The 24,700-nt window shown below is 53.4% G+C and carries 16 protein-coding genes and 2 pseudogenes; 10 read left to right on the forward strand and 8 right to left on the reverse strand.

The window, feature by feature from the left end:
* Positions 1-15: 15 nt before the first annotated feature.
* The 3 genes from KIF87_RS00385 to cspF form a co-directional block, all read right to left on the reverse strand.
* Entirely contained in the window at positions 16-8,598 is an 8,583-nt protein-coding gene (locus tag KIF87_RS00385) for a GH36-type glycosyl hydrolase domain-containing protein (protein WP_213327543.1), read from the reverse strand.
* Between the two features lie 155 nt (positions 8,599-8,753).
* The gene (locus tag KIF87_RS00390; RefSeq protein WP_305955329.1) at positions 8,754-8,924 is read right to left on the reverse strand and encodes a YnfU family zinc-binding protein; all 171 of its coding nucleotides are present in this window, start codon (positions 8,922-8,924) and stop codon (positions 8,754-8,756) included.
* Between the two features lie 75 nt (positions 8,925-8,999).
* The gene (cspF, locus tag KIF87_RS00395; RefSeq protein WP_001446195.1) at positions 9,000-9,212 is read right to left on the reverse strand and encodes a cold shock-like protein CspF; all 213 of its coding nucleotides are present in this window, start codon (positions 9,210-9,212) and stop codon (positions 9,000-9,002) included.
* 278 nt (positions 9,213-9,490) lie between these two features.
* Between cspF and KIF87_RS00400 the strand changes: the two genes are divergently transcribed.
* The 7 genes and pseudogenes from KIF87_RS00400 (at position 9,491) to KIF87_RS00430 (ending at position 13,755) form a co-directional block, all read left to right on the forward strand.
* A complete protein-coding gene (locus tag KIF87_RS00400) occupies positions 9,491-9,709 on the forward strand; it encodes a cold shock domain-containing protein (RefSeq protein WP_000203924.1) in 219 nt (72 codons plus the stop codon).
* 268 nt (positions 9,710-9,977) lie between these two features.
* Positions 9,978-10,205 (forward strand): hypothetical protein, encoded by a 228-nt coding sequence (locus KIF87_RS00405; protein ID WP_010434226.1) that lies wholly within the window; start codon positions 9,978-9,980, stop codon positions 10,203-10,205.
* Between the two features lie 563 nt (positions 10,206-10,768).
* Entirely contained in the window at positions 10,769-11,173 is a 405-nt protein-coding gene (locus KIF87_RS00410) for an H-NS family histone-like protein (RefSeq protein ID WP_213328004.1), read from the forward strand.
* 52 nt (positions 11,174-11,225) lie between these two features.
* Positions 11,226-11,336 (forward strand): annotated as a pseudogene (locus KIF87_RS00415) (arsenical resistance protein ArsH); the annotation flags it as partial.
* Positions 11,337-11,768: 432 nt separating this feature from the next.
* A pseudogene (locus KIF87_RS00420) lies at positions 11,769-12,017 on the forward strand (helix-turn-helix transcriptional regulator); the annotation flags it as partial.
* Between the two features lie 172 nt (positions 12,018-12,189).
* The gene (ssp4, locus tag KIF87_RS00425; RefSeq protein WP_213327544.1) at positions 12,190-13,155 is read left to right on the forward strand and encodes an Ssp4 family T6SS effector; all 966 of its coding nucleotides are present in this window, start codon (positions 12,190-12,192) and stop codon (positions 13,153-13,155) included.
* A 15-nt stretch (positions 13,156-13,170) separates the two neighbouring features.
* On the forward strand, positions 13,171-13,755 hold the full coding sequence (locus KIF87_RS00430; RefSeq protein ID WP_213327545.1) for a hypothetical protein: 585 nt from the start codon (positions 13,171-13,173) through the stop codon (positions 13,753-13,755).
* A 42-nt stretch (positions 13,756-13,797) separates the two neighbouring features.
* Here the strand turns inward: KIF87_RS00430 and silA are convergent, their stop codons facing one another.
* From silA to KIF87_RS00450, 4 genes are read right to left on the reverse strand one after another with little or no spacing between them, the layout of a single operon-like run.
* Entirely contained in the window at positions 13,798-16,938 is a 3,141-nt protein-coding gene (gene silA / locus KIF87_RS00435; RefSeq protein ID WP_213328005.1) for a Cu(+)/Ag(+) efflux RND transporter permease subunit SilA, read from the reverse strand.
* A 10-nt stretch (positions 16,939-16,948) separates the two neighbouring features.
* Positions 16,949-18,199, reverse strand: coding sequence for an efflux RND transporter periplasmic adaptor subunit (locus KIF87_RS00440; RefSeq protein ID WP_213327546.1), 1,251 nt, complete (start codon positions 18,197-18,199; stop codon positions 16,949-16,951).
* 11 nt (positions 18,200-18,210) lie between these two features.
* Positions 18,211-18,552, reverse strand: a complete 342-nt coding sequence (gene cusF / locus KIF87_RS00445; RefSeq protein ID WP_213327547.1) for a cation efflux system protein CusF — start codon at positions 18,550-18,552, stop codon at positions 18,211-18,213.
* 28 nt (positions 18,553-18,580) lie between these two features.
* The gene (locus KIF87_RS00450; RefSeq protein WP_213327548.1) at positions 18,581-19,966 is read right to left on the reverse strand and encodes an efflux transporter outer membrane subunit; all 1,386 of its coding nucleotides are present in this window, start codon (positions 19,964-19,966) and stop codon (positions 18,581-18,583) included.
* A gap of 162 nt (positions 19,967-20,128) precedes the next feature.
* Between KIF87_RS00450 and KIF87_RS00455 the strand changes: the two genes are divergently transcribed.
* A complete protein-coding gene (locus KIF87_RS00455) occupies positions 20,129-20,812 on the forward strand; it encodes a copper/silver response regulator transcription factor (RefSeq protein ID WP_121423768.1) in 684 nt (227 codons plus the stop codon).
* Positions 20,802-22,256 (forward strand): Cu(+)/Ag(+) sensor histidine kinase, encoded by a 1,455-nt coding sequence (locus KIF87_RS00460; protein WP_213327549.1) that lies wholly within the window; start codon positions 20,802-20,804, stop codon positions 22,254-22,256. Before KIF87_RS00455 ends, KIF87_RS00460 begins: the two co-directional genes overlap by 11 nt.
* Before the next feature lie 3 nt (positions 22,257-22,259).
* Here KIF87_RS00460 and KIF87_RS00465 read toward each other — a convergent pair whose 3' ends face one another.
* On the reverse strand, positions 22,260-23,165 hold the full coding sequence (locus tag KIF87_RS00465; protein WP_213327550.1) for a LysR family transcriptional regulator: 906 nt from the start codon (positions 23,163-23,165) through the stop codon (positions 22,260-22,262).
* A 117-nt stretch (positions 23,166-23,282) separates the two neighbouring features.
* On the opposite strand from KIF87_RS00465, the gene KIF87_RS00470 reads away from it, so the two are divergent.
* The gene (locus KIF87_RS00470) at positions 23,283-24,683 is read left to right on the forward strand and encodes an MFS transporter (protein WP_213327551.1); all 1,401 of its coding nucleotides are present in this window, start codon (positions 23,283-23,285) and stop codon (positions 24,681-24,683) included.
* Positions 24,684-24,700: the final 17 nt, after the last annotated feature.

Genomic DNA, 24,700 nt, shown 5'->3' on the forward strand with positions numbered 1-24,700 from the left:
CCTCCGGGATCAGTGTCAGTTCTGAATGATCTCAACCGTATGGTTTTGTCCATCATCCTTCAGCGGTATTCTGTCATCAGGGAGGAGAACACCATCCAGCGTCACGCAATATTCTGCATCGCCGCGTGAAACACTAATCTGATAATGGCTTTCACCATATTGATATGCCATAGAAAAAGACGACCACTCATCCGGTAACCTGGCATGAACACTAAAGTCAGTGCCGGAACGTTTTATCCCCAGTAATTCCTCGGTAAGTAAACGCCAGGCCCAGCCTGCGGAACCGGTATACCAGCTCCACCCTGCACGTCCGGTATGGGGAGCGACGCTGTAGACATCAGCACTCATGACATAAGGCTCAGCTTTATAAATCCCGACAGAGTCCGCATTCAGGGTATGATTTATAGGGCTGAGCATTGACCAGAGTTGCCAGGCTCGTTCGGCATTCCCCATTCGGGCAAAGGCCATCACTGCCCAGATGGCGCCATGCGTATACTGCCCTCCGTTTTCCCGCACGCCGGGCAGGTACCCCTGTATGTAGCCCGGATTTGGACCGTGTCCGTCGAAAGGAGGCGTTAACAGTTTGATCAGCCCTCCTTCGTTATCCACAAGGTGCTTATCCAGCGCCTGCATGGCCTTTGCGCACCGTCCCGGGCTCGCGGCGCCGGACAATACAGACCAGCTCTGCGCAATCGCATCAATCCGGCAGTCCTGTGAGGTTTTCGATCCCAGGGGAGTACCATCGTCAAAATACCCGCGCCGGTACCATTCCCCATCCCAGGCGTGGGCTTCGAGATTACTTTGCAGGCGCAGAGCCTGTGAACGGCACATCGCGGCGACGCTTTCATCCAGCCTGTGCTCCGCCAGCGCTGCAAACCGCTGCAAAATGTCGTACAGGAAGAAGCCCAGCCAGACGCTTTCACCTTTGCCTTCGATACCCACCCGGTTCATCCCGTCATTCCAGTCACCAGCCCCCATCAGCGGCAGGCCATGCTCCCCGAAGCGAAGTCCATAGTGAATAGCTTTGACGCAGTGTAACCAGAGTGTCTCTTCGGTGCCGCTGATGACCGGCGTGTCATAGACAGACTCTTCACCAGGCTGAAGCGAGCGTCCCTCCAGATAAGGAATGCGTATTTCCAGTGCATCCATATCCCCCGTCGTTTCAACATAGTGGCAAACAGCAAGCGGCAGCCAAAGATAGTCATCGGAACAGCGGGTACGCACACCGTTGCCGTGTGGCGGGTGCCACCAGTGCTGCACATCCCCCTCGATAAACTGCCGTGATGCACAGAGTATTATCTGTTCACGCATCCGGTCCGGAGCAGCGTGACTCAGAGCCAGCGTATCCTGCAGCTGATCGCGAAAACCAAATGCACCGCCAGACTGATAGTAGCCACTCCGGGCCATAAGACGGCAGGCGACCGTCTGATAAAGCAGCCAACCATTAACCAGTAAATTTACGGACGTGTCGGGGGTGTTAACTACGATTTTATCGAGAACATTGTGCCAGTGATTATGAATCCGGCTCAGCTCCTGGCGGACCGTATCCTCGTTCATGTAGCGGGCCAGCGTCTCCTGAGCACAAACATCATTCTCTTCTGCGCCGAGGATAAAAATAAACGTCCTCTGGTCCCCGTCAATTAATGTAACCGCCGATTGCACCGCTCCGCAGGGATCCAGACCGGCCCCCGTCTTACCAGAAAGCTTTTGCAGTTTCATGGCCGAAGGGGCGTGAAGGGAACCATTACGGCCAATAAACTCCCGGCGATCCCCTGTCAGAGAACAGTCATTACCGCTGACGGCAAAAAATGCAGTTCGGCCGCCACCATTATCACCATAAAAGTTATTCGCAAGCACCCCGCAGCCACCGGGCGTTCTGGCCACATGTGTCACAATATGAGGGGCTGAGCGCGTTCGTGTTTCTCCGAGCGTCCACTCTACATAGCCTGTGACGGAAAGTTGACGTGTCCGTCCCGAGGAGTTACTGAGCGTCAGGAGCACCAGTTTAACCGGATCTTCTTCAGCAACCAGGACCGTCAACTCGCTGTCTATACCACTCTCACGATGGGCAAAAACGCTGTAGCCAAAACCATGGCGGGTCAGGTAGTCACCGTGTCCGCGAACAGGTAAAGCCGTCGGCGACCAGCACTCCCCGCTCTCTTCATCGCGCAGGTAAAATGCCTCGCCGCTGCGATCGCTCACCGGATCGTTCTCCCACGGCGTCAACCGGTATTCATGGGCATTCTCATACCAGGTATAGGCCTGCCCTGCCTCTGAGATCACACTGCCAAAACGAGAATTTGCCAGTATGTTCGACCAGGGAGCCGGTGTAAGCGCATTTTCCCGAAGGACGATCTGATACTCCCGCCCATCCTGAGAAAATCCACCGTACCCATTGAAATGGCATAACTGACTGGTATCAGGGCTCCAGTCCGTATGTTGATTACGCTCGCGTACAGCACGCGGAATGAATGCCTTTGCCGGCGATTTCAGGGTATGAATACGCTGGTTAAGCTGCTCATTAATACCCCCTGCGCGGTCATCAAGATAAAGACAGGCCACGCTCATCAAAAGCAACTTATCCTCAGCGGAGAGATGCTCACCGTTGCGGACAAAAAGCCCGCCCTTTTTATCCAGCAGACTAGCTTCAGACCCGGCATAAATTAACTCCATAATCTGATTTTGTAATCCCTGCTGGTAGCCGCCGGGGCTGTTATTCAGGATAACCAAATCAACATCCAGCCCTTTCTGTCTCCAGTAACGGTGTGCCTGAATCAGTGTGGTCACTGAGGTGATACTTTCCTCGCTGGTTATACTCAGCAGCACTATCGGCAGATCCCCTGAAATTGCCCAGCCCCACAGTCCGGACTGGCCACGCCGGTTGCGGCCTATCGCCTGGCCTTCGGCGCGCAGCTCCTGGACAGGGTAAAGCACAGCGCTGGCGAGACTATTGAACAACGTGGCATCATCTTCACTGGCGTTCATCTGGCGCAATACCACCAGACTGTGAGACCAGGCCAGTTCAAAGACGCGATCGGCAATAGGGTAATCGCGATATTTCTCCAGCAACGCCAGGCTCTGCTGACGGGTCTCGCTGATGCCATAAATGATATCAATCGTAACCGGCTGCCCTGGCTGCAGAATGATGGCGTTGCGAATTGCCAGTATCGGATCCAGCACCGAGCCCGACGTGTTGCCTAGCATCCCTCCCGTCTCTATTGCCTGTGCATTCGCAGGGTTTCTGCCACGTCCAATAAACCTTGCCCTGTCAGTTTCAAACGACACGTTATGTCGGTTATCGCCGTGCACCACCATCATGTGAAACAGGCAAAGGCCCGGTTCATCCGGTGAGCGCGGGCGCCGGTGGCAAAGAATAGCGTCACGCTCAGGAGCCAGCTCAGTCTGAATAAACAAATTGCTGAATGCCGGGTGTGCCAGATCGCTGGCATCAGGTGCCAGTACCACTTCAGCATAGGTTGTCAGCTCCAGAGAGCGAGGCTTACGACCACGATGAATCAGTGTGAGCCGTCGCAATTCAACATCATCCTCCGGAGAGATCACCACCTGAGTTTTGACGCTGAGTCCCCCTAAGCTGCGTCTGAATTCTGCCCCCGCATCGGTGAACAACACTTCCTCGTCTTGTCCGCTGGCGTAGCCTGTTGGTTGCCAGGTATTGCTCCACACATCTCCCGTCTGGGTATCGCGGATGTAGCAGAATGCTCCCCAGTTATCACGGGTGGTATCACTGCGCCAGCGCGTTAGTGCAATATCATTCCAGCGACTGTAACCACCGCCGCCCGCGGTCAACATCAGATGATAATGGCCGTTGGACAGGAGTTGAATATCCGGGGAGGGGGTATCCACGCTATAGAAAATACGGGGTTCATAACGAACGGGTTTGACCATGCCCTCATGAGATTCAAAATGACGGCGCGGACTGTACAGATCGACCGCATCCGGCACGCGCTCCTGTAACAGCAGACTCGCTGACCGGAATACCGTGCTGGACATAAAGCGTTCAGTCATGGGGGCGTCAAGCAGCACATGAGCCAGCGCCTGAAATGCCATACCCTGGTGATGCGCCATCCAGGACTGTACCACCGCATAGAGCTGACCGGTTGCAAGACGTGAGGGGGTATAGTCCAGCGCTTCATAAAAGCCGTATTCTCCGCGTGCACCATTTTTTTGCAGCCTGAACAGGTTTTCACAGGCTCTCTGTGGGGAAACCATCAGCGCCAGCAGCGTGGCGTAAGGAGCAACAACCATGTCATCGGCAAGTCCCCTGCGTAGACCGAGCCCCGGTACGCCAAATGCCTGATACTGATAATTGTGCTGAACATCAAAAGCATGATAGCCAGACTCTGAAACACCCCATGGTACCCCGCGTTCTTTCCCCCAATGAATCTGGCGCATAACCGCCGACTGACTCATTTCATCGAGCAGGCTGCCGGGCCAGGTGGGCATCACCAGATTCGGCATCAGATATTCAAACATGGATCCGCTCCATGACATCAGGGCAGTTTCATTATCAATCGTGGTAAACAATCGACCCAGCGCGTACCAGCTTTTAAGAGGCAGCTGATTAGTCGCAATGGCAAGAAAACTGGTCAGGCGGATTTCAGACGGCAGGAGATCGTAGTGGCTTTTGTCAGGCATATTGGTGTCACAGTTATAACCGACGCTGAGCAGACTGGTTGCTTCACTGTACAGAAAGGCGAAATCCATCCGGGCATGCTCATCCAGCCGCTGTTCCAGCTCGGTGATAATATTGAGTCGCATTCGGGCCTGCTCCGCCACTGACGCCGGAGGCGTTCCTGTACCGGTTAATGTCGGACGGGCAAGCTCGCTCAGCGTCGGCAGCGTCTGTTCATTCCAGGATGCAGGCAACCAGCCAAGCAACAGAGACCACTCATGGCAAAGCTGAACCAGTTGATGCTCCAGATGTCCAGCCCAGCGCATCTGAAGAGGAGATCCCTGATGACATGCGCTGGTCAGATGGTTGCACTGGGTGCGCATGCTTTTCAGTTCGCTGAAAAGCGCCTGCGGAGAGAGCGACACCGCGTTCAGGCAATGCTTGCGCAGCAGTCTCAGGCTGTCAGGTGGGTTCTTACCCCACTGTTTTTCCAGAATATCCAGCGTATCGTTCAGTCCTGCCAGTATCTGTTGGTTGCTTAAAACAGGCTGATGACGCATGGCGGACAGGCCTGCACGCAGGGTCAATAAATGCCCGGCCATATTGCCGCTGTCGACGCTGGAGATATAGCGTGGACTTAGGGGGGCCAGCGTACGGGTGTCATACCAGTTGTAGAGATGGCCCCGGTAGTGCTCCATTTTATCCATCGTGTCGAGCGTGAGCGACACGCGCCGGAGCACCTCTCCGCCAGGCAGGTAGCCAAAGTCCCATGCCGTCAGGTTAGCCATAAGTGAAAGACCAATATTGGTAGGAGAAGTTCGGTGTGCCACCGTCGGTTGTGGTATTTCCTGATAATTATCAGGTGGAAGCCAGTTCTCTTTTGCTGTGGCAAATGTTTCAAAAAAAGCCCAGATTTCACGGCTTGTCTGGCGTAACAGCTGTTTTTGTTCCTGATTAGGCGAAAAAACCTTGCGCACGGGCTGGCGACTCAGCCAGCTCATCAGCAGCGGTGCCACACACCATACCAAACCGATCGGTAACGCAATCCCCAGCAGCTGTGGGGCAAATTGTCCGGTCAGTATTGTCAGCGCCACGCCACCGGCAACGTTCAGCCACATCGCCTGATAAAAACGTGCAACAGTGGGTCTGGCCTGACTGCTGTCCTGGCTGTGGCTGACCCACTGGCTGAGGTGACGCCTGCTTATCCCCAGTCGCCATAGCGTCACGGCGATCGCTTTCAGCGAATATCCGGCTTCGTGCGGCAGTATCGCAAAATTAAGGCTGATACCTGACAGACGCTTTAGCGCGCCCGCCCCCACCATTAACAGATGCGGCTTCACGCGGCGACGCAGAGGTTTATGCAGAAGGTCGTGGCTGATGCAGAGGATGGCTGGCAACAGCCATATCAGCAACAGTATGCCCAGCCAGTAAACCGGGTTGGGTACCCAAAGCAGAGCGAAGAACAGCAATATCAGTAAGGAGGGGGCGACCAGACTGCGACGTAGATTATCGAGTAATTTCCAGTAAGAAAGCGCGGTCAGCGGATTCCTGACCCGGGTTCCATCGGCTTTTCTGACGCGTGGTTTTAGCCAGTTAAGCAGTTGCCAGTCACCCCGGATCCAGCGTGAACGTCGTGCAACATCCGACAGATAATTATTAGGGTACTGTTCGTACAGTAACACCTCGCTCAGCAGACCCGAACGTGCATAGCATCCTTCAAGCAGATCGTGGCTGAGTACCAGATTTTCCGGGCAGATGTTCGTAGTGGCCTGCATAAAAATATCAACATCGTAAATCCCTTTGCCCACAAACGAGCCTTCCCCAAAGAGATCCTGATAAATATCCGAAGACATCATCGAATAAGGGTTATTGCCCGGTACGCTGCTGCGCAGGGCTGCGTAACGCCCCTGACCGTTGCGTGGTATCTCCTCCGCAAGACCGGGCTGTAAAATACCGAATCCTTTGACAACCCTCTGGCGTACCGGATCATACTCAGGCGTATTCAGCGGATGCGCCATCGTCGCGACGAGTTTGTGTGCCGTATCGCGCGGGAGTACCGTATCGCTGTCCAGGGTAATGACGTATTTTATGTGACCCGGTAAAAGGTGGGCAGGCATCTCTGCAACGCTGACGAATTGCGTTCCGGGATTGCGCAACCAGCTGTTCAGTAACGCCAGTTTTCCCCGCTTGCGTTCATAGCCCATCCACGCTCCTTCCGAGGGGTTCCATTCAGGCTGGCGATGTAACAGATAAAAACGTGGTCGGCCGGAGGGGTAGCGGCGATTAAGCGCCTGCGTATCGGCGATAGCCTGTCTGAGCAGCGCGTGACTTTCCGGCGAGGGTTCATTTTCAGAATCAGCAAAATCAGTGAGCAGCGCGAACCTGAGATTTTCGTTTTCATTCCCCAACCAGCAGACTTCAAGACTGGTGAGGAGCTGGCTGAAACTTTCGTGGCTGGTCAACATGCAGGGAATGACTAACATGGTGGCACTGTCAGCGGGAATACCGGCTGAAAAATCCATCCCCGGCAAGGGTCGAGGAACGCGAAAACGGGTGGTTGCATCACTGAGCAAATCGCTCATTAACTGAGTTAATGCGATAACCAGAGGTAATATCACCGCGATCAATAGCCAGTCTGCGCCCTGCATGGCGGTTTCGTGCAATATTGCTGCGGTCGCTGCGGTTGTCAGCAACGCCAGGCTTCCAAGCCATGACAGCAGGGTTATTCTGTTGAAACTGTGCCGCAAGCGTATGAGCCTTGAGGCGTCTGCCAGGAGATGAATATCCAGCGCCTGTCGACCTTCGCCCGCAAGATAATAACCAACATGATGTTCCGGTGTATCGGGCGCTTTTTCCTCTGAAAGCGCCAGCACCTTCTCAGCAACCTCAGGCTCGCTGAGACCGCTGTCTCTGGCCAGAACCTCAACTACGTGCCGGTAATGATCCCGGGTATTGAAGTGCATCCGGGGATAGATGCCGGCAGGATCATTGCGTAATGCCTGTTCGACAACGCTTATCGTTTCGGCGAAATCAGCCCAGTCCGTTTCACTCAATAAACGCAGGCCCGCGATGCTGTTACTGACGGACAGCTGGCTGGCGGCAAGCTGCTGATTGAAACTATGTATGAGAACGTCAGTGGTGATCCCCTGTTCCCGAAGGCACTGATCAACCCAGGTCAGAGGTAACGACAGCGCGTTGCCATGCCCCTGCAGGCGCCGCACCAGCTCTGCGACAAACGCACTGGTTAACGGAGGCTGGGAGCGCGCCATATCGGCAACCACCATGATTAAATTACCAGGCGCACTCTCTGCGCATTCGACAATCCTTGTTATCCACGTATCGGCAAGGTTTCTGTCCTGCTGCGCTTTTATCACTTCCATACTGATACGACGAAGATTTTCAATCAGCGCCAGGCGCAGCATTCCCGGTAACGCCCAGACTTCACCCAGCGTCAGCGGCGTCACCTGTTGATAGGCAGTGAGATAGCTGGTCAGGCTGGCGGCATCCCAGCGGCCATCGCCGTGAGCAATGGCCTCTGATGCAATATGATAAATTCGTGGGCAATTCAACGGCGATACAAGCGACGGAAGACCTTTGCCAAAGCTTTTCGGCAGATGCTGGCGGACAGTGCGGATTTGTTCCTCAATCAGATAATAATTGTCCAGCAGCCATTCACCGGCGGGCATGATACTGGTCTTTTTACCCGCGTTAAGCTCATAGCAGTTTTGGGTAATGACGGCCTCATTGTCGCCAAGCCGTTTCAGAAGATAATAAGGATGCCTATCCGGTGATACTTTATGAGTCCGCGCCAGCTTCTGGCCGTAGCGTTCCATCTGGACGGTCGAAAAGAGTTCCGACCGCGGTGAGCTTTCACCGGCAGGATCGTTCGCCGAAAACGTTATGTTTTCGGCAGCATTCATCAGAATACGGGAGCGGTTAAACCACGCTCTTGGGTTCATTTTCATAGCATTGCTCTGATGCGACGTTAGCGCGCAGGAGCAGTTGCGAAATCAGTTCAGAAACGTTCTCTCAGGATGGGCGTCAGGCATCAGGGATTTAACAGCTGCCGGAATCTAACATAAGTATAGGACATGAGCTCTGTTCTGCGGTTTTGGTCGAGCTAGCGTCGGGAGATAAACAGAGCCTTACATCCGGGGCAAAGCATGGTCTGGTTGAGCCGGATTTTTGACAACGGTTGTACTGATTTTAAGCCACAAACAGGACAGGCTGCAGTGGCAGTAGACGCACTGCTGAAGAATTTCATTGCGTAATTGATAACAGACATAACCATTAACCTTTCAATGAATGAGCTTCACCGTACCACATGTGGTTAAGTTTTAATCTATCTATTTTGACACACTGAAAATCAGGAAAGATAAATGTTCGCAGCCACAGGCCCCCTGAGACCGTTTATCCGGCAAAACTCTATGCGGCTTCCAGGGATGAGTAATTCTGATTCGCGAGAGTTAACGGCTGAAATGTGAAGCAGAACGTCTTTTCGTCCATCAGATGGGATGATGAGGCCTTTACCACTAAGAATATCAAAGCTTTTGACAATTCCTGTCATTTTATGGGACAAGTCAATTCCTTATTGAAAACACGTAAAGACTATACATTGAAAATGGCATTCAGCCACTTTTATTTTCCCTACAGGACCTCTGGACGGCTAAAAGATAATTTGCTTATATCGATTCCCTGTGCCTTAATGAATCCCATCAGTTCGATGTACTAATGAAAGTTAGAAATTTTCCGGGCAGTTCTCATTACCAGGCGCTATCGTTGATATCCCCTCTTTTGAGTCCATATGTTTAATCCTATACGTTTACTATCAATACAATCATGTATAACGGAGTCAGTATGACCTCTAGAATTATGGGCCTGGTTAAATGGTTTAACGAAGACAAAGGTTTTGGCTTCATCTCTCCTCTTGATGGCAGCAAAGATATCTTTGTCCATTTGTCTGCACTTGATGGCGACAACTTTAAAACTTTATTTGAAGGTCAGAAAGTTGAATTCGCCATTCACCGCGGAGACAAGGGTCCTGCTGCTGCAAACGTAACACTTTGCGATAAATAAATCATTGTGGGTCTGCGATAACTATAAAGGATTATTCCTGAGTAGACAGATCCATAACTTAAATCAGATGAAAGTCGTTTATTCATAATATCTGATCAGCATATTTTTCAAAATTATGAGTATGCTAACCGATGTGATGAAGTGCAGTACTACTGCATAAAAAGTCTAAAAGCACAAACTAACCACATGTTAAATAAGAAGTGCGTAATGGCTTTGACCTTAATGGCATCTGCCAGTTAATATCCACGAGAGAACAGGGTAATAGAATATGATTAAAGTCCTTGTTTTCTTTAATGCTGAATCCTGTAAAGTCATGACCGTTCTGGAAGGTATATCCTCTATCAGGCAGGAATATCCAAACGGTGAAGAAACACATCTTCGGATTATGTCTGCAGGTTTTCCTTCCTTAACTGGCGATCATGGTATTGTTTACGTGGCTACTGACAGGGAGTTAACGTCACAGGAGATACTTGATGCGGCCAGGAAATATTTATAGCATTTTTGTCATGCTCTCTGCTCCACGTTTAATTGCATGCTTACCCTATTTATCAGAATCGAACAAAAATGAGTTGAAAACATTTATGGCCTGCTAACAGCAGGCTTTTTTTTTACATTACACTTTTTTAGAAACACCTCTATAAAGAGAGAGTAATTCGCTACCTTCTGACAAAATGCAGGTGTCTCTCCCCTGCGTGCCATCTTGCCATTTGTGAAAAACCTTGCTAAGTGGCGGCGCTGTCTCTCCTCATTTTAAATCTCATCAGGTGTGACTGAAGCAATAAATTATGAGGATATAAAAAGGCTCTCCGGATGACTCCTGGCATCATAGTTTTAAGTACCTTCAAAAACGCATGGACATTTCGTAGGAGTTGTAATTTAGTTCTTACACATTCTTCTTGATTTTTTCTTGCGACAAGAGATTTATATAAGTAGTCTAAACCTCGTTAATAACAATATGTCCCAATCGCATTAAAATGCTCAGCAAGAAAAATCGGGTCGATGAGCAACCGTCGACATTGGTATTTGCTGAACAACGAAAAAACTTTAAAAGGTCTCTTTATGTCAGATGCTCTAACACAGTTAAACAATATCCGTACCTTACGTTCTCAGACTCGTGAAATGTCATTAGATGTACTGGAAGATGTTCTGGAAAAGTTTAAAATTATTCTTATAGAACGACGAGAAGAAGAGACATTACGTCTTGCGAATGAAAGTCAGCGCCGCGATAAACTGGAAACACTTCGTCAGATGATGATTGATGAGGGTATCGACCCCTCCGAACTTTTAGCTGCTATTGGCTCTCCGGGTAAGGCTAAAAGGACGCGCTCCCCCCGCCCCGCGAAGTATCGATATACTAACGAAACTGGAGAGTCAAAAACATGGTCAGGTCAGGGGCGAATGCCGAAGCGGATCTCAAATCTGATTGCTGAAGGTGGGGAATTAAAAGATTTTGAAATCAGCTAAAAAGAGCCGGGTAAAACCCGGCTCTTTTTTGTAAATGCCGCAAGTTGCCTTAGAGAATAGTCGAGAAACATTTAGTTCCGTCGATGTAGCCGAGGCGCTGTTTAAAATCACAGTGCTGCTTAAGGGACAAACCGGTTATCTTGCAGATCGCTACAGCGAGTGAAAAGAGAGCCATCAGGAGCTTTCATTCCGAGTCAATCAGGACAAAAAATAACGTATGTTCTTCGTGAATCCATACTGCATGAGCTTAACAACGTCTGCCATTGGCACTAAGTGGACGTAGAGCAAGTTCGCTTGGTCCGAGACGAAGTACGGTGAATCGAAATTCATCAAAACAGTCGCAATGCTGCTATTCGGGATTGGTTCATGAAGTAAATTTTTTGGCAAAATGGACAAGGCTGATAAATATCATACAAAAACAATGCATTATAAAATATGCTCTCTATGAACAACATTTGTGATCAACATAAGTTAAATAGCCTCCATAGGTCTATTACTTCATGATTCACTCGTGCGGCGATAGAAATCTGCATGTTGTCAATTTTGAGGTACTTCCCTTTTATTGCACTAGGTCTGTCGTACATTTACTTCATCTTTGGCAAGCCGCGTGCAAATGAGCACGCCCTCTTTCCACCAACATTTCAGACAGCTTGCGGGAATGAGCCCGCTTCGGTATCAGAAATGGCTGCGCCTCAACGAAGCCAGGCGGCTGATGCTGAATGAGCATTACGATGTCACCAGAGCTGCCTATGCTGTCGGTTACGAAAGCTTATCCCATTTCAGTCGGGAATATACGCGGATGTTCGGTCAATCGCCTAAAAGGGATATTACTGCATTAAGATAGTCTGCGAGTAAGGTTTAATACACCCTGGTATCGTTTACATTTAAGTCAAGCATTATCATTTGCTCACCGAGTTAACGCTGCTATTATCTAAGTCTTAGTGTTCGAATCATAAATTTCTTCAATAAATTACCCTGCTAATTACTTGTCCTCACGGAATGAAGGAGCTTCCCCGATGAACTTACCAGGTCAGCAGTCGCCTGACAGCACCCTTCCCTCTTATGACCTCTCGCGCAGCCTGGGACTACAAACCGGTGCTGATATCGATTTTAAAAAGCTGGCCGCCCAACTCGACTGCACGCGTAATTTTTACAATGTCGGCATCATTTTTGATGATGGCAAACAGCGCTGGCTGGTACGCCCTTCACGCCGCATTGCAGATGTGAATCAGAGCACCGTCAGCCATGTGGTAATCAGTAAAATTCCGGATGCTAAGGAAATCAGTGCAGAAAAAGCTGTGGTGGCGACGCTAACGACTCCCTCACTTGCTACGGAAATTACCTCAACCGGTTTTGCCTGTGGCGCGATGATTGTTACGCTTGTTATGGCGTTTGGTGCCGGTGCGGCAGTGCCTTTTACCGCTGGCGGGTCTGGTGTGATTGCTGCGATTAGCCTGTCCGGTACGCTGGCAACTGGCGCACAATGCATGATTGGCGCGGGCCGTCTGCTGGCTATCCATAACGATCATGGTTCCGATGTTGCCTGGCTCGACAGCCAGGACTGGTATGTAGCTACCACGACGGTTCTGGATGTCATTTCGCTAGCTGCGGCAGGAACCGCGCTGCGAGGTACTTTAGAAACGTACAAGCTGATGAAAGCGGCATCTTCAAGTAAAGTTACCGCCTGGTTCCAAAGCCTGAGCCGTGCTGAGCGTAAGCGCATCACGGAAGAGATCATTAAAGCGCAGAATCCAGGTATCTCCAGCGCCGGCGTGAGGGCAGCGATCCGCGCAGGCGTCTACCCGAAACGTTTCCCCAGCGAATCATTACAAAAATCACTGCAACGTGAGCTGATGAGTGCTGTGAACAACGCATCGGCCTTTGTGGGCAGTTCACTCACGGGGACGATCCGCAATCCTCAAAACACCGTCCAGTCCGGGCGCTATGTAGTCGGTCTGCTGCAGTCATTTTCGCCTAACTAAACGCTGAGTATTCAAATGGTTAAAATTTTTTCCCGTCGTCTGCAACACTGTAACGAGGTGGCTACCAGCATAAGCAATGCCTCCCCGACGCAGCTGCAACAGCTAAAGACTCAGTTGGCTGTAGAAATGGGCAAACCTGTAGGCCTACACACCATGGGTATTCCAGCGGCAATCAGTACCCTCGGGGTGATTGTCAGTTTCGCCATTCCGCAGCTGTGGCTGGGGTACGGCGTACTCGCCGGACTCGACCAGCCAGCGGGACACGTATTCGTCTGGGTTGTCCTGATCGCCCTTCTGTTCGCTGGCCTTAACGGCGTGACGATGTTTATGATTGGCAAAGGCAGCATGCGCGCCGTGCGGTTACACCTTACGCTGGCGGTGATAAGCCTGGTACTAACGGCAGCCTATCTGCTGGTCGCGCTGAGCGGTAGCGCTGCTCCGGGCGTCAGTCTGACCGCGGCGCTAGTGAGTATCGTCATGCTACTGATTAGCGGCAGCTGTATCCTTTCCACCGCCTTCTATAAGATGCTGCTGTTTACTCTGCATAATCGTGCCTGGCGCAAGCTTCTCAGCCAGACGCGTGCTAAAACAGCGCGCTAAACGTTCGTCCCGTAAAAAACCCACCATCGCTGGCGGGTTTTTTTATGGCTTTTTATGCCTGCGCAACCAAATTAACTTATACGCCGCAGGAATAATAAACAGCGATAGCAGCGGCGCCGTGATCATCCCGCCAATCATCGGTGCCGCTATCCGGCTCATGACCTCTGACCCGGCACCGGTCCCCCACAGAATGGGCAGCAGACCGGCAATAATCACCGCGACGGTCATTGCCTTTGGCCGCACGCGCAGCACGGCGCCATGATAAAGAGCGTCATCAAGCCCCTGTTCGGTGAACGTTTCTCGATGGGATAACGCCGGCTGTGCCTCAACGGCATGACGCAAATACATCAGCATGACCACGCCAAATTCTGCCGCCACCCCAGCCAGAGCGATAAAACCGGTGCCGGTTGCGACAGACATATGGAAGCCCTGCCAGTAGAGGAACCATATTCCCCCGACCAGGGCGAACGGCAGGCTCATCAGGATCAGCAGCGCTTCATCCACGCGACGGAACGCCAGATACAGCAGAATGAAGATGATCATCACCGTCATCGGCACCATCAGCTTCAGTTTCTTGTTGGCATGCTCGAGCAGCTCAAACTGTCCGGAGAATGAGACGCTGGTGCCCGGCCTCAGCTTTACGCTCTGACTGATGGCCGTCTTAATGTCGTTGACCACCGACACCATATCCCTGCCGCGGGCATCGATATAAATCCAGCTCGCAGGTCGGGCATTCTCCGTTTTCAGCATCGTGGGGCCGGAAACCACGTTGATATCCGCCACATCCCCCAGCGTGATCTGCTGTTTCATCGGCGTGAGGATAGGCATCTGCTTCAACGCGCTCGGGCTGTTCCGGTAGTCCTGGGGATAGCGAATATTGATCGGGTACCGGGCGACGCCTTCTACCGTTTCACCCACCGTCGCCCCGCCGATGGCCGAGGAGACAAAGAGCTGCACGTCGCCCACCGTCATCCCGTAGCGGGAGGCTTTTTCCCGGTTGATATCGACATCAATGTAGCGCCCGCCCTCCAGACGTTCAGCCAGGGCAGACACCACGCCCGGCACCGTTTTGGCTACCGCCTCGATGCTCTGCGCCGTGGCGTCAATATCAGACAAAACTGTACCTGACACCTTGATACCAATCGGGCTTTTGATCCCGGTGGAAAGCATGTCTATCCGGTTGCGGATCGGCGGAACCCAGAGGTTAGCCAGGCCGGGCAACCGAACGGTCTTGTCGAGCTCGTCAATAATCTTGTCAATCGTCATGCCGGGCCGCCACTCATTCTCAGGTTTGAGCTGAATGGTGGTTTCCACCATTTCGAGCGGCGCGGAATCCGTAGCCGTTTCGGCCTTACCCGTCTTGCCGAAAACAGAGGCCACCTCAGGCACGGTTTTGATTAACTTGTCCGTGGTCTGTAACAGCGCCGCCGCTTCTGCCGGAGAAACGCCCGGCAATGTTGACGGCATATACAGCAGATCGCCTTCATTAATCTTCGGCAGGAATTCGCCGCCCACCTGGCTCAGGGGCCAGATCACCGTGAAGATGGACAAGCCCGCAACCAGCAGGGTTGTTTTTGGCCAGTGGAGCACCTTAATCAGTAGCGGATGGTAGACTTTAATCAGCAGCCTGTTCAATGGGTTACTGGTCTCTGCGGGAATCTTGCCCCGGATCCAGAATCCCATCAGGATGGGAATAACGATGATGGCCAGCGCGGCCGCACCCGCCATGGAGTACGTTTTGGTGAAGGCCAGCGGACCAAACAGCCGCCCTTCCTGGCCCTCAAGGGTAAAGATAGGAATGAAGGATAAGGTGATGATCAGCAGGCTGATAAACAGCGCGGGGCCAACCTCGACAGAGGCATTGGTGATCACCTTCCAGCGCGTGGCGTTATCAATCTGTTCTCCTGGATGCTGGTGATCCCACTCTTCCAGCCGTTTGTGCGCGTTTTCAATCATGACGATAGCGGCATCCACCATCGCACCGACCGCAATGGCAATGCCTCCCAGCGACATGATATTGGCGTTCAGCCCCTGGAAATGCATGACGATAAAGGCAATACACAGGCCAAGCGGCAGAGAGATAATCACGACCAGCGCAGAGCGAACGTGCCACAGGAACAGGGCGCAGACGATGGCCACCACGATAAACTCTTCGAGCAGCTTGGAACTCAGGTTGTCGATTGCCCGGTCGATGAGCTGGCTGCGATCGTAGGTGGTCACAATCTCAACGCCTTCCGGCAGGCTGGCCTTCAGCGTCTCCAGCTTATCTTTCACCGCCGTAATGACCTCGCGCGCATTTTTGCCCGAACGCAGGATCACCACGCCACCCGCAACTTCCCCCTGCCCGTTCAGCTCGGCAATACCGCGCCGCATTTCCGGCCCCGTTTGTACGCGGGCAACATCGCGAAGGTAAATCGGTACCCCGTTCTCTCCGGTTTTCAGGACGATGTTATTGAAATCGTCCATCGTCTGCAGATAGCCGCTGGCCCGGACCATATACTCCGCTTCCGCCATTTCAACTGACGATCCTCCTGCCTCCTGGTTAGACGACTCAAGGGCCTGCTTAACCTCCGGCAGACTAATGCCGTACTGAGCCAGTTTTAACGGATTGATCTGGATCTGATACTGCTTCACCACGCCGCCGACGGAGGCCACTTCGGCCACGTTCGGGATCGTTTTCAGCTCAAATTTCAGGAACCAGTCCTGCAGCGAGCGCAACTCTGCGAGATCGTGTTTTCCGCTGCGATCCACCAGCGCATACTCGAATATCCAGCCCACGCCGGTGGCGTCAGGACCGATTTCAGAGCTCACGCCGGCAGGCAGTTTGCCCTGAACCTGGTTCAGATACTCCAGCACGCGCGAACGGGCCCAGTACAAATCGGTGCCATCTTCAAAAATGACGTACACGTACGAATCGCCAAACTGCGAGAAACCGCGCACGGTCTTTGCGCCGGGAACCGAGAGCATGGTGGTAGTCAGTGGATAGGTCACCTGGTTTTCGACAATCTGCGGGGCCTGGCCGGGATAGCTGGTTTTGATAATCACCTGAACGTCAGAGAGATCGGGCAAGGCATCGACCGGGGTGTTGATAATGGTCCATGTCCCCCAGACGCTGAGGAACAGCGCCCCCATCATGACCAGGAAACGGTTGGCGACAGACCGCCGGATAATCCATTCAATCATCATCGTCTCCTTAATGGCCAGAATGTGCGCCGTCAGCAGCTTCAGCGTGACGCATGCGCTCCAGCGCGCCGGTAATATTGGCCTCCGAGTCAATCAGGAACAGACCGCTGACCACCACCGACTCCCCCTCTTCCAGTCCGCTACCAATGCCGGACTGCTGCTGAGATTCATGCAGAACGTGGATCCTTTTCGGGACAAAATTCCCGTCCGCATCAACCGTAATAACGCGCTGTTCTTTGCCGGTATCGATAACGGCCTGGGAGGGGATCAGCAGCATTTCCTGACTTTGGGTATTCAGCTTCAGGTAGGCATTCATGCCCGGTTTAAGCAGCTCATCCTTGTTAGCGACCTGCAGGCGCACCTGCAGCGTTCGGGTGGTTTGATCCACGCTCGGCAGAAGACTCCATTTTTCAACCGGGAAGGATTTATCCGGCCAGGCCGGTATCGAAACAGCAAACTGCGAGGTATCTTTCAGCAGATAAGCAATGGATTCAGGTACTGCCGCGCCGATCCAGACTGGATCCATCCCCTGAATTTGCGCCACCACCTTATCTTTGGAAATATTCATACCGGTACGCAGGTCAAAGGCCGTGATCGCTCCGTCGATCGGGGCCTTGATGGTAAACCGGGTCTGGATAGTGCGGGTCGCACGCAGCCTCTGAATATCCTCATCCGGCATACCCGCCAGGCGAAGCCGTTCCAGAACCCCTTTTATTTGCGTTGGCGTTCCGCCGGTGCCGGATAACAGCAGAAACTCGCTCTGCGCCTCTACCCAGTCAGGAATGGTAATATCAATAAGCGGTGTGCCTTTTTTCACCTTATCGCCCGTCGTCAGCGGGTACACTTTCTCCACGAAGCCTTCCGCGCGCGCCTGCACAATGACAAACTGATAGTCGTTATAGCTGACGTTAGCCGGGATGGTCTGGGCATAATTCAGCGTTCCGCGCGTCACCTTTTGCGTTTTTAATCCCAGGTTCTGAGCCTGTGTCGGGTCAATACGGATACCGGCACTGCTTTTATTGTCGTTTTCATCCGCATATTTAGGTACCAGATCCATATCCATAAACGGCGATTTACCGGGCTTATCGAATTTAACGTCTGGCTTCATCGGGTCATACCAGAAAAGTACCTTTCTTTCTGGTGCGCTATTTTCCATTTTTTCAGATGAATGAAGAGCCTGCCAGGCCGTCACCGATATCAGCCCTCCCGCAATTAGGCTGCTGACTATCATGGCAGCATATTTTATTTTTAATGAGGCCATGCCGTTTCTCGCTATTTAATGCTCTTCAGTAAAGAGATATTGCCCTGCTGAACAAACGAAAAATCAACGTGACTGCCGACTTTTAAGGCATTGATACTCTCGTCAGCCTGAATAAAGGTGAAACGCATGGTCATCGCGGGCCAGCCAATCGCCGGGATAGCCTCATGAGAAATCGTGATTTTTTTATTCGTAAGATCAATGTCCTTCACGATACCGGTCCCGGTGATGAGCTGCTCTGTGGTCCCTTCGCTGGCAGCACTCATCCCCTCGTGCTGATGAACCTCAGCCTGGAGGCCGGCAGAAAACATAATGGAGATCGCACCGAATACAACAGCCTTAAGTGAATTGCGCATATTTATTTTCCTGTTTAATTAAATAACGTTATTCGACCCAACCGCCGCCGAGCGCGGTGAAGAGATTAATTTCATTAACCTGCCGGGCATAAATAAGGTCGAGAATATTTTGCTGCGTGGAGAAAAGAGAGCGTTCCGCGTCAAGCACTTCGATATAGCTGACCGCACCGCTGGAATATAACCCTCTGGCCCGCTGCAGGGTGATGCGTAGCGAATCAAGATACCGCTGCTGCGCAGCAAGCTGCTGGTTAATGCTGTCACGCAGCGCGAGCGCGTCGGCAACCTGTTTGAAGGCGGACTGAATTTTTTGTTCGTAATTCACAACCGACTGCTGCTGGCGAATTTCGGCCAGCTTCAGGTTGGCCTTATTTCTGCCCGCATTAAAAATGGGAATGTCGATTTTAGGAATAAAATTCCACATCCAGCTCCCTGATGTGAACAGGCTGGACAACTCCGTGCTGCCGGTTGAAAGCCCGCTGGTGAGTGATATGGACGGGAAAAAGGCCGCTCGCGCCGCGCCGATATTTGCATCGGCCGCCTTAAGCTGATACTCCGCTTCCATAATATCCGGGCGCTGCAGCAGTATCGCTGAGGAAAGATGGGGAGGCAGTTTTACCGGCGCAACGTCGCTGGCGTTCATACCGCCGTCGCCCGGCAGCGCGCGATACGTGCCGAGGACCAGCTGCAGGGCATTATTGGCCTGCGCCAGCTCCCCCTCTCTTTTGGCAATCTCTGCCCGCGTGCTTTCGATCTGTCCCCGGGCCTGTTCCAGCGCCAGGACGTTCGTACTGCCCGTCACCAGCTGCTGCTCAACGAACGCATAAGACTGCTGGTAATTTGTCAGCGTATCCCGCGCAATGCGCAGCTGTTTGTACGCCAACTGCTGGTTGAAATAGCTCTGAGAAACGTTAGTGACGAGCAGGATATGTACCGCGCGACGGGCCTCTTCGCTGGCGAAAAAGTTTTGTCGGTCGGCATCGCTCATGTTCCTCAGCTTGCCGAAGAAATCGAGTTCATAGCTAAGCGCAAGACCCGCGTCGTACTGCTGCGCGGTGGGTTTGTCACTTTTAAGCCCACCGCTGTACGTGATACTCGAGGAGGCATTCAGCTGAGGATAACGACCCGCATCCGTCACGTTGAACTGCGCCCGGGCTTCCTCGACCTTCAGGGCGGCCATTTTGATATCGCGATTGTTATTCAGGGCTTCCGTAATCAGCCCCGCAACCTGAGGTTCGACAAAAAAGCGTCGCCAGCCGGTGTCCTGATACCCCGCCGCCGCGGGCGTCAGGCCGTTCCGGGAGAGCGAAAACTGCTGGGGTACAGGTGCTTCCGGTCGCTGGTACTCTGGGGCCAGCGAGACGCAGCCTGCCAGAATAAATACCGTGCTGATGCTTAGTCGTTTTAACAGGAACATAACGGTTCAAATGAAGTCCAGAGTAGTTTTAGGGCTACTCTACGGAACGCATCCTGTTTGACGGGTGACAGGATAATGACAATGTTGTCATTTTTAGCGTAAGTCATTGTTAACGGTCGCAGGCTCACTAGAATGTCATCAGCAGCCAGTCAGGGGAGCATGATGAAAATACTGATCGTCGAAGACGAAATTAAAACCGGTGAGTACCTGAGTAAGGGGCTGACTGAAGCGGGGTTTGTTGTGGACCACGCGGATAACGGCCTGAACGGCTACCATCTCGCCATGACCGCTGAATACGATCTGCTGATTCTGGATATCATGCTGCCCGATGTGAACGGCTGGGACATTGTCCGCATGCTCCGCTCTGGAGGCAAAGGGATGCCCATCCTGTTACTCACGGCTCTCGGCACGATTGAACACCGGGTTAAAGGGCTTGAGCTTGGCGCGGATGATTATCTGATTAAGCCTTTCGCCTTTGCAGAGCTGCTCGCCCGGGTAAGGACGCTGTTAAGACGCGGAAATACGGTGATCGCGGAAAGCCAGCTTCAGGTGGCAGACCTGACGGTTGACCTCGTGTCGAGAAAGGTAAGCCGGGCCGGAAGTCGCATCCTGTTAACCAGCAAAGAGTTTAGCCTGCTGGAGTTTTTCATGCGTCATCAGGGAGAGGTGCTTCCCCGCTCCCTGATTGCCTCCCAGGTGTGGGACATGAATTTTGACAGCGACACAAACGCAATTGATGTGGCGGTAAAGCGGCTTCGCGCGAAAATCGATAACGATTATGAACCGAAGCTGATCCAGACGGTGCGCGGCGTGGGCTATATGCTGGAGGTACCGGATGCACGTTAAGCTTCCCAGGCGCCCCTTTTCTCTTGCCCTGCGGCTGACCTTTTTTATCAGTCTCTCCACGATACTGGCCTTTTTCGCCTTTACCTGGTTTATGCTCCATTCCGTTGAAAAGCATTTCGCCGAGCAGGATATCAACGATCTGCAGCAAATCAGCACTACGATGCACCGCATACTGCGATCGCCCACCGACCCCGATCAAAAGAAAATCAGCAAGATCAAAGAGTCGATCGCTAGCTACCGCAGCGTAGCCGTCCTGCTCCTGGATCCGCAGGGAAATACCCTGTTCAGCTCGGCGCAAGGGGCGGCACTGCGCCCTGCGATGAACACGGCGGATTTTAGCGAACACTGTCGCACACAGGAAGTGTTTCACTGGACGGTTGAAGGCCATGCCATGCCTGTGCACGACGGGTCCGACATGAACATGGAAACGTACCGGATTATCGCCTCTACAGGAACGGCGACGCTGCAGGGCAAAACGCAGGGCTACGTCATGCTGATCGGACTCTCCATTAATTTTCATCTGCACTACCTGGAGGCGCTGAAAAAGAATCTCCTGATGATTGCCGCGGCGATCAGCCTGCTGATTATTCTTGTCATCCGCATCGCGGTTCGTCAGGGACATTTACCCCTGCGTAACGTCAGCAACGCCATAAAAAATATCACCTCAGAAAACCTGGATGCGCGGCTGGAGCCGTCTCTCGTACCCGTTGAGCTGGAACAGCTGGTCATCTCCTTCAACCATATGATCGAAAAGATTGAAGATGTCTTTACCCGTCAGGCGAATTTTTCCGCCGATATCGCGCATGAAATCAGAACGCCCATCACCAACCTGGTGACGCAAACGGAAATCGCGCTGAGCCAGAACCGCTCGCAGAAAGAGCTGGAAGATGTTCTGTACTCCAGTCTGGAAGAGTACAACCGGATGACCCGGATGGTTAGCGACATGCTTTTCCTGGCGCAGGCGGATAATAACCAGCTGATCCCTGACCGGGTGATGTTTGATTTAAGTGCCGAGGTCATGAAAGTCTTCGAATTCTTCGAAGCCTGGGCGGAAGAACGCAACATCACGCTGAAATTTAACGGGATGCCCTGCCTGATAGAAGGCGATCCTCAGATGTTCAGAAGAGCAATGAATAATCTGCTCTCCAATGCCCTGCGCTATACGCCACCAGGAAAAGCGGTGACGGTTTCCATCAGACATCAGGATAACGACGTTGAACTGATGATAGAAAACCCCGGTAAGCCGATCCCTCAGGAACATCTGCCAAAGCTGTTTGACCGTTTCTATCGCGTCGATCCGTCCAGACAGCGCAAAGGCGAAGGCAGCGGGATCGGGCTTGCCATCGTGAAGTCCATCGTCACCGCGCACCATGGAAAAGTCCGCGTGGAATCGGATGAGGTGTCGACACGCTTCATCCTCTCCGTGCCGGGAAATGCTGCCTGAGCGTCAGCGCACGGGCCGACACACTTCCAGAACCTTTTCCCTGAGCCATCGATGCCCCGGATCTCTTTCCATACGCGGATGCCACATCTGCGACACCGTAATGGTCCGGGTTTTAAACGGCAGCTCAAAGACGTGTACGCGCTCGTTCATCGGCTGATTGAGCAGGTACAGCGCCGGCACCATGGCAATCAGATCGGACGCCAGCGCCACGGACAGCGCCGTCGGAAATCCGGGCACCACGCTGGCGACCTTGCGCTTCATCCCCCGTTCCGCCAGCGCGTCATCGACAAACCCGTGTAACGATCCGTCCGGTGAGGCCACCACGTGGCCCCACGCGACATAATCGGCAAGGCTGACGTCAGGCCGTAATGATAGCGGATGCCCCTTGCGCACCGCGCCAACAAACCGATCCTGAAAAAGCCTTTGCAGCCGTATTTCAGGCCCCATATTGCTCTGCACGCCGATCTCCAGGTCGACCAGCCCCTCGCGCAAATAGCGCGACGTTTTTTCAGGTTTCGGAGAGAAGCGGATGCACACCTCGGGCGCAACGCTCGCCACCGCCGCAATAAGCAGCGGCCCAAACGCCACCACAAAACCGTCGTTGGCTCTGATGGTGAACAGCCGCTCGAGATTTTCCACCTTCAGCGCGTCGGTGGAGGGCTGTAGCACCGCCCTCGTCTCATGCACGGCGCTTCTGGCGCGGTCCCGCGTGGCTTCTGCCCAGGGCGTCAGCACCATATGACGCCCGGCCCGCACCAGAATAGGATCGCCGGTCACCTCCCGCAACCTGCTCAGGGTGCGGCTCATGGCGGAGGTGCTGAGGTTCAAACGTCGCGCCGCGCCCGCCACGCTGGCTTCTGCGAGCAGAACGTCGAGTGCAACCAGAAGGTTAAAGTCAGGATCGGACACGATGGCTCCTCAGATAAGGCGTTATATGCAATGATTAAGTGCAAATGGTGCGTCTTCCGCCCTGTATACCGCATGATTATAGTTTCGTCATTACTATTCTTATCCGGAGTAACGACGATGACGCTATTTTCAAACCAGCCCGGCGATGAAGGTTTGCCCGGGCACGAACGCGCCAGGGTCATGGCCGCCGTCATGACCACCACGCTGATGGGCGTCTTTGACGGCACCATGATCAACATCGCGCTGCCCTCCATGGCAACGGCGATGCAGGTCCCCGCGAACGTGGCGGTCTGGTTCGCCAACGGTTACCTGCTCTCAGCGGCAATGACGTTAGCCCTCTTCGCGGCGCTGGCGGCGCGCGTGGGCTATCGCCCGGTGTTTCTTGCCGGGCTTGCCACCTTTACGCTCACCTCGATCGGCTGCGCGCTGGCGACCACGCCAGAAATGCTGATCGGCATGCGTATTTTGCAAGGCATCGGCGGCGCGGCCACCCTGAGTATCGCCCCGGCGATCCTGCGATCTGTTTTTCCGGGTCGACTGCTTGGCCGCATTCTGGGGCTGCACGCCCTGCTTATCGCCTCCAGCACGGCGATTGCCCCCGTGCTGGGCGGTACCATACTGGACGCGCTGAGCTGGCAGTGGCTGTTCGCCATTAACGTTATTCCGGGCAGCGTTGCCCTGCTGCTGGCGTGGCGCGCCTTGCCGCGGGAATCGGCCGTTGACCGCTCATCCTTTGATGCGCCAGGCGCCGTGCTCTCTGCCGCGCTGTTAGGCTCAGCGATCATGCTGGCCGACAGCCTTCAGCGCGTGACGCAACACATTAGCCAGGAGGCCGTCGGCTGGGGGCTGCTCACGCTGGTCAGCGCTCTCGCCTTTATCTGGCGGATACGGCGCGCGCGAAGTCCCATCCTGCCGCCCGTCATGTTTAAAAACGGACGCTTCACCCTCGCAGCCCTGACCTCGCTGGCCTCGTTTGTGAGCCAGGGCATCACCTTTGTCGCGCTGCCGTTCCTGTTTCAGAGCGTGTATGGCTACAGCCCGGTGGTCTCCGCGCTGCTGTTCACCCCGTGGCCGATTGGCATCGTGCTGATTGCGCCGCACGCGGGACGCTGGGCAGATTCGATTTCCGCGCCGCTGATCTCGACAATCGGGCTGATGATTTTTGTTGGTGGACTGGTCCTGCTGGCGACGTTGCCGGACAATCCTTCCGCATGGAATATCTACCTGCGCAGTCTGGTGTGCGGGATTGGGTTTGGCTGCTTTCAGAGCCCCAATAACCGGGAAATGCTCTCTAACGTGGCGCGGGAATATGCCAGCTATGCCTCCGGCGTGTTGTCGATTGTGAGGACATTTGGCCAGTGTCTCGGTGCCGCCGCGGTGGGCGTGCTGCTTGCGACGACCGAATCAGACCATGACCGGGCCGTGCATTTTGCGCTGTGGATTGCCGTCATCGCCTCGACGGGGTCGGTGTTGTTTAGCCTGAGCAGGCTGCGGACTGCGGTTCGGGCATCAGTCTGATTAGCCCGGCGGCGCTA

The organism is Enterobacter sp. 120016 (assembly GCF_018383635.1).
GTDB lineage: Bacteria > Pseudomonadota > Gammaproteobacteria > Enterobacterales > Enterobacteriaceae > Enterobacter > Enterobacter asburiae_D.

Coding starts and splice junctions, on each gene's coding strand:
- KIF87_RS00385 (WP_213327543.1), bottom strand. CDS start 8,598: ATGAAAATGAACCCAAGAGCGTGGTTTAACCGCTCCCGTATTCTGATG.
- KIF87_RS00390 (WP_305955329.1), bottom strand. CDS start 8,924: ATGGTTATGTCTGTTATCAATTACGCAATGAAATTCTTCAGCAGTGCG.
- KIF87_RS00400 (WP_000203924.1), top strand. CDS start 9,491: ATGACCTCTAGAATTATGGGCCTGGTTAAATGGTTTAACGAAGACAAA.
- KIF87_RS00405 (WP_010434226.1), top strand. CDS start 9,978: ATGATTAAAGTCCTTGTTTTCTTTAATGCTGAATCCTGTAAAGTCATG.
- KIF87_RS00410 (WP_213328004.1), top strand. CDS start 10,769: ATGTCAGATGCTCTAACACAGTTAAACAATATCCGTACCTTACGTTCT.
- ssp4 (WP_213327544.1), top strand. CDS start 12,190: ATGAACTTACCAGGTCAGCAGTCGCCTGACAGCACCCTTCCCTCTTAT.
- KIF87_RS00430 (WP_213327545.1), top strand. CDS start 13,171: ATGGTTAAAATTTTTTCCCGTCGTCTGCAACACTGTAACGAGGTGGCT.
- silA (WP_213328005.1), bottom strand. CDS start 16,938: ATGATTGAATGGATTATCCGGCGGTCTGTCGCCAACCGTTTCCTGGTC.
- KIF87_RS00440 (WP_213327546.1), bottom strand. CDS start 18,199: ATGGCCTCATTAAAAATAAAATATGCTGCCATGATAGTCAGCAGCCTA.
- cusF (WP_213327547.1), bottom strand. CDS start 18,552: ATGCGCAATTCACTTAAGGCTGTTGTATTCGGTGCGATCTCCATTATG.
- KIF87_RS00450 (WP_213327548.1), bottom strand. CDS start 19,966: ATGTTCCTGTTAAAACGACTAAGCATCAGCACGGTATTTATTCTGGCA.
- KIF87_RS00455 (WP_121423768.1), top strand. CDS start 20,129: ATGAAAATACTGATCGTCGAAGACGAAATTAAAACCGGTGAGTACCTG.
- KIF87_RS00460 (WP_213327549.1), top strand. CDS start 20,802: ATGCACGTTAAGCTTCCCAGGCGCCCCTTTTCTCTTGCCCTGCGGCTG.
- KIF87_RS00470 (WP_213327551.1), top strand. CDS start 23,283: ATGACGCTATTTTCAAACCAGCCCGGCGATGAAGGTTTGCCCGGGCAC.